This window comes from Streptomyces sp. NPDC006265 (assembly GCF_040613555.1).
In the GTDB taxonomy this organism is placed as follows: Bacteria; Actinomycetota; Actinomycetes; order Streptomycetales; family Streptomycetaceae; genus Streptomyces.
In genome coordinates, this window is the sequence record NZ_JBEXSH010000374.1 from 1 (window position 1) to 8,280 (window position 8,280).

General features: G+C 72.5%; 7 protein-coding genes and 1 pseudogene. 4 read left to right on the forward strand and 4 right to left on the reverse strand.

The window, feature by feature from the left end; translation table 11 throughout:
• Positions 1-181: 181 nt before the first annotated feature.
• From ABZ281_RS26910 to ABZ281_RS26920, 3 genes are all read right to left on the reverse strand, one after another.
• On the reverse strand, positions 182-643 hold the full coding sequence (locus ABZ281_RS26910) for an RRQRL motif-containing zinc-binding protein (protein ID WP_356659473.1): 462 nt from the start codon (positions 641-643) through the stop codon (positions 182-184).
• Positions 644-851: 208 nt separating this feature from the next.
• The gene (locus tag ABZ281_RS26915; protein WP_356659475.1) at positions 852-1,076 is read right to left on the reverse strand and encodes a hypothetical protein; all 225 of its coding nucleotides are present in this window, start codon (positions 1,074-1,076) and stop codon (positions 852-854) included.
• 107 nt (positions 1,077-1,183) lie between these two features.
• Positions 1,184-1,813 carry a hypothetical protein gene (locus ABZ281_RS26920; protein WP_356659477.1) on the reverse strand — a complete coding sequence of 210 codons (630 nt, stop codon included), beginning with the start codon at positions 1,811-1,813 and terminating at the stop codon, positions 1,184-1,186.
• Between the two features lie 386 nt (positions 1,814-2,199).
• Between ABZ281_RS26920 and ABZ281_RS26925 the strand changes: the two genes are divergently transcribed.
• A complete protein-coding gene (locus ABZ281_RS26925) occupies positions 2,200-2,418 on the forward strand; it encodes a hypothetical protein (protein WP_356659479.1) in 219 nt (72 codons plus the stop codon).
• Between the two features lie 70 nt (positions 2,419-2,488).
• Here ABZ281_RS26925 and ABZ281_RS26930 read toward each other — a convergent pair whose 3' ends face one another.
• The gene (locus ABZ281_RS26930) at positions 2,489-2,977 is read right to left on the reverse strand and encodes a hypothetical protein (RefSeq protein ID WP_356659485.1); all 489 of its coding nucleotides are present in this window, start codon (positions 2,975-2,977) and stop codon (positions 2,489-2,491) included.
• A gap of 3 nt (positions 2,978-2,980) precedes the next feature.
• Here ABZ281_RS26930 and ABZ281_RS26935 point away from each other — a divergent pair.
• The 3 genes and pseudogenes from ABZ281_RS26935 to ABZ281_RS26945 all read left to right on the forward strand — a co-directional run.
• Positions 2,981-4,609 (forward strand): annotated as a pseudogene (locus ABZ281_RS26935) (ABC transporter ATP-binding protein); the annotation flags it as partial.
• Between the two features lie 13 nt (positions 4,610-4,622).
• Complete coding sequence (locus ABZ281_RS26940; RefSeq protein WP_356659481.1) at positions 4,623-5,849, forward strand: pyridoxal-phosphate dependent enzyme; 1,227 nt, start codon at positions 4,623-4,625, stop codon at positions 5,847-5,849.
• Positions 5,850-5,904: 55 nt separating this feature from the next.
• Positions 5,905-8,280: type I polyketide synthase (locus tag ABZ281_RS26945; protein WP_356659483.1), on the forward strand; the 2,376-nt coding region annotated here is incomplete at its 3' end.

Genomic DNA, 8,280 nt, shown 5'->3' on the forward strand with positions numbered 1-8,280 from the left:
GCAGGCCGCGGCGTAGCGCGCGGTGCCCCGGTCGGTGTCGGCGGTGTAGACGAGGACGGTCGCGCCCTCCAGCGCCCGGTAGCGCTGGGAGACGAGCGTGCCCTGCGGCGTCCAGGTCTCGGGCGCGGGGGCGGGGCGGGTGAACAGAGCCATAGTGACTCTCCTTCGAAGGGGTCGTTGATCAGGCGGCCAGGCGGTGGGTGACCGGGGCCGTGGAAGCGAAGTAGGTGTCGGGGCTGGGCTCGTAGCCCCTGGCGCAGGGATCGCACTGGCCCTGGGTGCGCAGCGGGAGGCAGAAGTAGTACCTGCGGCGGCACGTCGGGCAGGTGGACCTCGCGGCCATCGCCCGGTCCAGTGCCTCTTCCTGCGCGAGCGTCGGGACGCGCTTCGGCCGGGCGAGTTCCACGCTGTAGAGCCAGGCCCGGGTGGGGTGGTTGCACGACTGGTCGGGCCGGTACGCGCAGTATTTGCAGCGCAGGACCGCGACCGGCGCGTGCCCGCCCGGGCTCAGGCCCTTCTCCCGTAACTGCCGTCGGGTGACCAGGCCGTCGGGACAGCTGCTCCGGTCGTACTCCTGAAGGGTCGCGGTGCTGCGCGGCACCTTCTTGACCTCGCGGCGGCGCCGTTTCCGGGGGCGGGGCATCACCTGCTCCAGGTGCCAGGGAGCCGGGCGGGCCGCTGCGGGTAGCGGGGGCCGGGGCGCTGCGGGCGGGGACGGCCGATCCGGCGGCGCGGTCTGGGGATGAGCACGGGCTGTTCCTCCAGCAGGTCGGTGGCAGGGACGGCCGCGCCCCGCCGGCGCGGTGGCTGCCGGCCGGGGCGCGGTGGTGCGGTGCGGCCGGGGCCTGCGGCTACGGGGTGTCGTCGGCCGCCGTGGTGGGCGACGTCGCCGACGGGCTGTGGGACGGGACGCTCTGGCCGTCCGCGTTGGCGTGGGACGCCAGGACGACGGCCAGGACGACCCCGGCGGCCAGCAGCAGGCGCAGCAGGCGCGGCATCTTCGGCTTGGACGGGACGGCGTGCCCCGCGGGTATGAACCAGCCCTGCATCGGCTTCGGCGGGGTGTTCTGCGGCATGACGAATCTCCTTGCGGATCGGCGGTGTTGGGGGTGGTGCGTGGGCCGGTCGGCCAGTGAGGCCCTCGGGCGCGCGGCGGCGCTCGAGGACCAGGCAGGGCGACGGGTCAGCGCTTTTGGAGCGGGTGCACGTTGTCCGGGGCGTCGTCGGGCGACGCCGGCCGGGCGGACTGCTGCGGGAGGTGGAGATCGATCTGGGGAGCGGCGTTGTGGATGTGGGTGAAGAACGCCGGGCGCAGGCTCAGCCCGTGCAGCGCGAGCACGGAGGAAGCGGTCCAGGCGAGGGCGGCGAGCCCGGTGGCGATGGTGCGGCCGTCGGCGGGGGCGGCACTCCACACCATGGCGATGCTGGCCGCGCCCCAGGCCGTCCAGGTGAAGCGGGCGCCGGTGTTTCCGGAGAACCCGCCGATCAGGCCGAACAGCCCGGCGAGCTGCCAGACGGTGTAGACGGTGGATCCGCTGATCGCGAGCGAGGTGGAGTGGGCCGCGATGTAGGAGCGGATCGGCTGGTCGATCACGGCGAGGACGCCGCTGGAGGTGTCGGCGCCGACCTGCACGCGCGGCACGGCGGTCAGCAGCCGGTGCAGCGCGTCGGCCAGGACGTCGGTCGCACCGTTCAGCAGGATGATGACCGCGCAGATCCCGGCGAGAGCGAGCGCCGCCTTCACCCAGTTCGCCATGCCGTGCCAGCCGAGTTGCGGGGCCTGGCGCAGGTCCTCCCAGCGCTCGTGCAGCACGCCGCCGTCGTCCCACGCGTCGTCCCACCACTCGCGCAGCGCGGCGAGGCGCGGCTGCTTCGCGCTCTGGTAGTCCCCGGCCGGGGACGGCGGGAAGGCGAAGGGCTGTTCCTCGTTCTGACCGGCCTGGAGGAAGTCCGGCTGGTCGGCGTTGGCGTTCGGGGCCTGCGGTCGCGGTCGTTGTTGTCAGCCACGGTCGGGATCTCCTTGGGAGTCGTCGGTGAGCGCGCGGTGCGGGCCGGGCGGCCTGCTTCGGCACCCGCCTGCGCGCACAGAGCGGCAGGTTCGGGGGCCGGGGCGGGTTGTCCGGAGGTATGCGCGGGGATCTGTTGGAAGGGCCTGGTGGTGCGTCAGGCTGTGTGCCACAAAGGCGAAAGGGGGCGGCGATGGGCTGGTTCACGCGCGATGAGCCGGACGGCGTCGTGTTCGACTCGGTGATCGCCGACGGGGTGATCTGGCCGGCGTACACGGACGACGACGGCGTGCTGTGGATCGACGTCGAGGACGACGTGGAAGTCGTCGTGGACGGCGCGATCGTCGACGGCGTCATCTATGACGCGTGGGTCGATGACAACGGGCGCATCCTGATCGACCTGGAGAGCTGACCGCTCCGGGCCGCCTGGCCCGTACTCGACACCCGGCCTGCGGGGTTCGAGTACGAAGCAGGCGGCCCGGTCAGTGGTTGTTCGTCGTCGTCGACGACGTGGACCGGCCGAACCAGCGGCTGGTGTTGTGGTTGGTCACGTGCGTCTCGTTGTGGACGTGCGTGCGGCCGCCGCCCCCGCCCATGACCTTGATGAGCAGCCACATGGCGAGCCCGACGACCACGGCGGTGGTGCCGCCCGCGGCCGCTATGCCCGCGAACGCCTGCCCCAGGCCCCAGCCGATCCCGGCTCCGGCGGTCCCGGCGCCGATGCCGCTTGCGACAACCATCTGGGCGCGCGGGTCGAAGAGCGGGACCGGGGTCAGGTCCCGCTGCGGCGGGGCGGGCATCGTCTCGTAGTGGCGGTAGCCGGCGGGCAGCATCTCGCGCGGCACGGCCATGAACTGGTTGCCCGGGCCCGGGATCCACACCATCTGGGCGCGCTCCCCGGAGAGTTCCACCGCGCCGGTGGAGGCGGCGAGGATCTGGAGCGCGCGGGCCTGCGCCATCGCTTCGGCCACCGGGTCGGCCGGATCGTCACCCGCGTCGAGGCCGGCGACGCCACCATGTCCTCCGTCGACCGGCTCGCCCTCGGCGTACTCGTCTGCGCCGTCGCCCAGCTGGTGCTCACCCGGTTCGCCCTCAACCACTCCCACCGGTTCGGCGAGCGCGCCCTCGCACGGCTCCGGGAGGAGGTCGTGGACCGGGCGCTCGCCCTGCCCGCCCGGGTGGTCGAACAGGCCGGCACCGGTGATCTGACGACCCGCTCCTCGATGGACGTCGGCACCGTCGCCACCACGTTGCGCAGCGCCATCCCGGAGGTGTTCGTCGCCGGGATGCAGCTGCTCTTCATCTTTGCCGCCACCTTCCTGCTGCATCCCCTGCTCGGCCTGTGGGCCCTGGTCGGCATGCCCTTCGTCCTCCTGGTCACCCGCTGGTACCTCGCCCGGGCCAGGGCCGCCTACCTCGTCGAGGGCGAAGCCGCCTCGGAGGTGGCCGAGATCGTCGCCGCCACCGCCGAGGGCGCCCGCACCGTGGAGGTGTTCGGCCTGCGCCGCCGCCGCGTCCGGGACGCCGACGCGGCCATCGGCCGCGCCTACGGCGCCGCCCGCCGCACCCTGTTCCTGCGGACCGTGCTGTTCCCTGTCACGGAGTTCGCCCACTCCCTGCCCGTCGCCGTGACCCTGTTCGTCGGCGGGCACGCCTACCTCGACGGCTCCATCAGCCTGGGCGTGGTCGTCGCCGGCAGCCTCTACATGTGGCAGCTGGTCGAACCGCTCGACCGCGTGCTGATGTGGGTGGAGCAACTTCAGCGCAGCGGCGCGGCCATGGCCCGTATCAAGGGCATCGGCATGGTCGCGGGCGAGCCCCGCAGCGGCCTGCCCACGCCCGCCGACGACCGCATCGAGATGCGCGGAGTGCGCTACGCGTACGTGGACGGCCACGATGTGCTCAAGGACGTGGACCTCACCGTCCGCCCCGGGGAGCGCCTCGCTCTGGTCGGCCCGTCCGGCGCGGGCAAGACCACTCTGGGCAAGCTCCTGTCCGGCGCGGACGCGCCGCGCACGGGAAGCGTCGAGGTCGGCGGTGTCCCGGTCGCGGAACTCGCCGCCGCCGACGAACTCGGCAACCGAGTCGTCCTGGTCACCCAGGAACACCACGTCTTCATCGGAAGCCTCCGCGACAACCTGACCATGGCAGCCCCTGACGCCGACGACCAGCGGCTGCTGGACGCGCTCGCCGTGGTCGGCGCCGACTGGGTCAAGGACCTGCCCGACGGTCTCGACACACAGGTCGGCTCCGGCGGCACCGAGCTGGACCCCGCGCAGGCCCAGCAGCTCTCGCTGGCCCGGGTGGAACTGGCCGACCCGCACACCCTGATCCTCGACGAGGCCACCTCGCTGCTGGATCCGACCACCGCACGGCACGCGGAGCGGGCGATGGCCGCCGTACGGGCCGACCGCACCGTCATCGCCATCGCCCACCGCCTGCAGACCGCACACGACGCCGACCGCGTCGCCGTGGTGGAAGACGGCCGGATCGCCGAACTCGGCTCGCACGACGAGCTGGTCGCGGCCGACGGACCGTACGCGGCGCTGTGGCGCTCCTGGCACGGCCGGGGCGCCTCGGCCGACGAGGGCCGCGCGTGCTGACCCCCGCGCACCCTTGCCGCACAACACCTATTGCATCCGGTTCCACGAGAACGAGGGGGACGCCGCAGTGCCGGAGGACGAGAAGAGCCAGGGCGGCGCGGGAGGCACGTATCGACTCGCCTGCCTGCGCTGCGACGTCGAACTCGAACCGGCGCTGGTGTACCGGTGCCCGAACTGCTCCGGGGCCCTGGAGCCGCGCTACACCCTGCGCGGCGCCGCACGCCGCGACCACGAGGCCCCGGAGCGGGCGTACTTCGACTTCCTTCCGCTGAGCTCGCCGGACTTCCTGGACGACGGCATCACATGCCGTACGTCCTGTCGGCCGGCACCGGAACTCGGCGCCGCCATCGGCGTGCCCGGCTTGTGGACGAAGGACGAGTCGCGGCAGCCGACCGGCACCACCAAGGACCGGCTGGCCTCGGTCGTCCTGGCCGTGTTCCGGCAGTTCGGCGTCAAGGAGTTCGTCGGGTCGAGCACGGGCAACAGCTCCACCGCCCTCGCCCGCGCGGTCCGTAGGGACCCCGCGATGCGCGCCCACTTCTTCTGCGGCGAGGACTTCGTCACCAACCACGACGTACCCGACCACTCCAGGACCTCGCTCACCGTGGTTCCGGGCACCTACGTCGACGCCTCCGAGCAGGCCCGCCGCTTCGCCGCCGAGCAGTCCCTCCACCTGGACGCCGGGTTCTTCAACTGGGCGCGGCGCGAAGGGCTCAAGCTGGCCTACCTGGAAGCCCTCGACCAGATGGACCGCACGCCCGACGTGGTCGTCCAGGGCGTCAGCAGCGGCATGGGGCTGCTCGCCGCCCACAAGGCCATGCGCGAGTACCTGCTGACCGGCGCGCTCGACCGGATGCCGCGGTTCCTCATGGTCCAGGAGGAGTCGTGCGCGCCCGCCGCCAAGGCCTGGCGGGAGGGGCGCCGAGAACTGACCGCCGCCGACCGGATCGACCGGCCCGAGGGGCTGGCCACGGCCATCCTGCTGGGGGACGGCGCCCCGTACTACCCGTATCTGTACGACATCGCGTCACAGACCGGGGGAGCCGTCGTCTCGGCCTCGCGCCAGGAGCTGGTCGAGGCCAGGACGATGCTGCGGGAACTCGCGGGCCTCGACGTCTGCTACGCCGCGGCGGCGACGATCGCTGCGGTACGCAACGAGGCCGCCGCCGGGCGGATCGGTGAGGACGAGACCGTACTCGTCAATCTGACCGGGCGCAGCCGGACGGACGCGCCCGCCTGACCCGGGGTCCGAGGACGGGGAAGACACACATGCTCGCTGCGGGGACGGGAGACCGATGACAGACCAGCAGTTCGACGAGTACGCGGAGAGCCTGGACATCGCGGTGATCGGCATGGAGGGCCGGTTTCCGCAGGCCCCGGACGTCGACGCCTTCTGGCGCAACATACGAGACGGAAAGTGCGCGGTCACCTTCCTGTCCGAGGACGAGCTGCTCAGCCGCGGGGTCGACCCGCGGACGGCTCGCGAGCCGCTGTACGTGCCGGCGGCCAACGAGCTGGCCGACATCGACAGCTTCGACGCGGAGTTCTTCGGCTACTCGCCGCGCGAGGCCGAACTGATGGACCCCCAGCACCGGCTGCTGCTCGAATGCGCCTGGGGCGCGCTGGAGAAGGCCGGCCACGACCCGGCCCGCTACGACGGGCTGGTCGGCGTCTACGCCGGCGCCGGCACCAACACGTATCTGATGTTCAACGTGGCGGCGAACCGTCAGGCGGCCGACATGCTGGGCGGCAGCCAGGTCATGATCGGCAACAGCGGCGACTTCCTCGCCTCCCGCGTGTCGTACAAGCTCGGTCTCGAAGGCCCCAGCGTCAACGTCCAGTCGGCCTGTTCCACCTCCCTGGTCTCGGTCGTCCTGGCCTGTCAGGCCCTGCTCTCCTTCCAGTGCGACATGGCCCTCGCCGGGGGTGTCGCCGCCGACGACTCCAAGCACAAGGGCTACCTCTACGCCGAGGACGGCATCTTCTCGCCGGACGGCTACTGCCGCTCCTTCGACGCCGACGCCCGGGGCACGGTCGGGGGCAACGGCGTCGGCATGGTCGTCCTCAAGCGGCTCGGGGACGCCTTGGCCGACGGGGACCACATCCACGCCGTCATCAAGGGCGCCGCCCTCAACAACGACGGTGACCGGCGCATCGGGTTCACCGCGCCCAGCGCCGACTCCCAGGCGTCGGTCATCACCACCGCCCTGGCCAACGCCGACGTGGAACCCGAGACCGTCGGGTACGTCGAGACGCACGGCACCGCCACGTCCCTGGGCGACCCCATCGAGTTCGCCGCGCTCACCGCGGCGTTCGGCGCCGGCACCGACCAGCGCAACTTCTGCGCCCTCGGCGCCGTGAAGACCAACATCGGCCACCTCGACGCGGCCTCCGGCATCGCGGGACTGATCAAGGCCGTCAGTGCCGTCGAGCACGGCCAGATCCCGCCCACCCTCCACTTCAAACGGCCCAACCCGCGCATCGCCCTGGCCGACAGCCCGTTCTTCGTCAACACCGAGCTCGTGCCCTGGCCCGTCACCGACGGCCCGCGCCGCGCCGGAGTGAGCTCCTTCGGACTGGGCGGCACCAACGCGCACGTCGTCCTGGAACAGGCCCCGGACCGTCCCGCGCCCGATCTCGCGGCCGAAGAGCAGCTGATCGTCCTGTCCGCCCGCAGCGACACCGCCCTGGAGGCGATGTCCGACCGGCTCGCGGACCATCTGCGCGAACACCCCGAAACCCCCCTGGGCGACCTGGCGTTCACCCTCCAGACGGGACGCAGGCCGTTCCACCACTGCCGGGTGCTCGTCGCGTCCGGCCCGGCGGAGGCCCTCGACGCCCTCGACGCCCGCGACGACGGGCGGGTCCTCAGCGCCGCCCGCAACGGGGACGGACACCGCCCGGTCGCCTTCATGTTCAGCGGCTTCGGCGAGCAGTACCCGATGATGACGGAGCGTCTCTACGCGACCGAGCCCGCCTTCCAGGAGGCACTCGACGAGTGCGCCCTGATCCTCGACCCGCTCCTCGGCCGGGACATCCGCGAGGTCGTCTTCGACCGGGCGGCCGCGCGCCGCTCCGAGGGCGACGGAAAGCCGGACCTGCGGCGTATGCTGATGGCGCCCCGCGTCAGTGACCACCCCCTCGACCAGCCCACGCTCGGCTACCCGGCCGTGTTCGCCGTCGAGTACGCGCTGGCCCGGCTGTGGCGCGCCTGGGGCATCGTCCCCGAGGCGATGATCGGCCACAGCCTCGGTGAGTACGTCGCCGCGTGCCTGGCCGGGGTGTTCTCCCTGCCGGACGCCCTGCGGCTGGTCGTGGAGCGAGCCCGGCTGATCTCCGCCTGCGGCGAGGGCGCCATGGTGGCCGTACCGCTCACCGAGGAGGAGGTCGCGCGCCACCTCACCGACGAGGTGTCCGTGGCCGCCGTCAACGATCCGCGCACCTGCGTGCTGGCAGGACCGCCCGAGGCGATCGACAGGGTGACCGCCGCGCTGGAGACCGCCGGGGTGGTCTCGCGGCGGCTCAACACCCGGTTCGCGTTCCACTCCCCGATGATGGATTCGGTCGTCGAGCCGTACGCCGAGGCCGTGCGCCGGGTCCGGCTGAGCCCGCCGGCCATCCCGTTCGTCTCCAACATCACCGGCACGTGGATCACCGCGGAGGAGGCTACG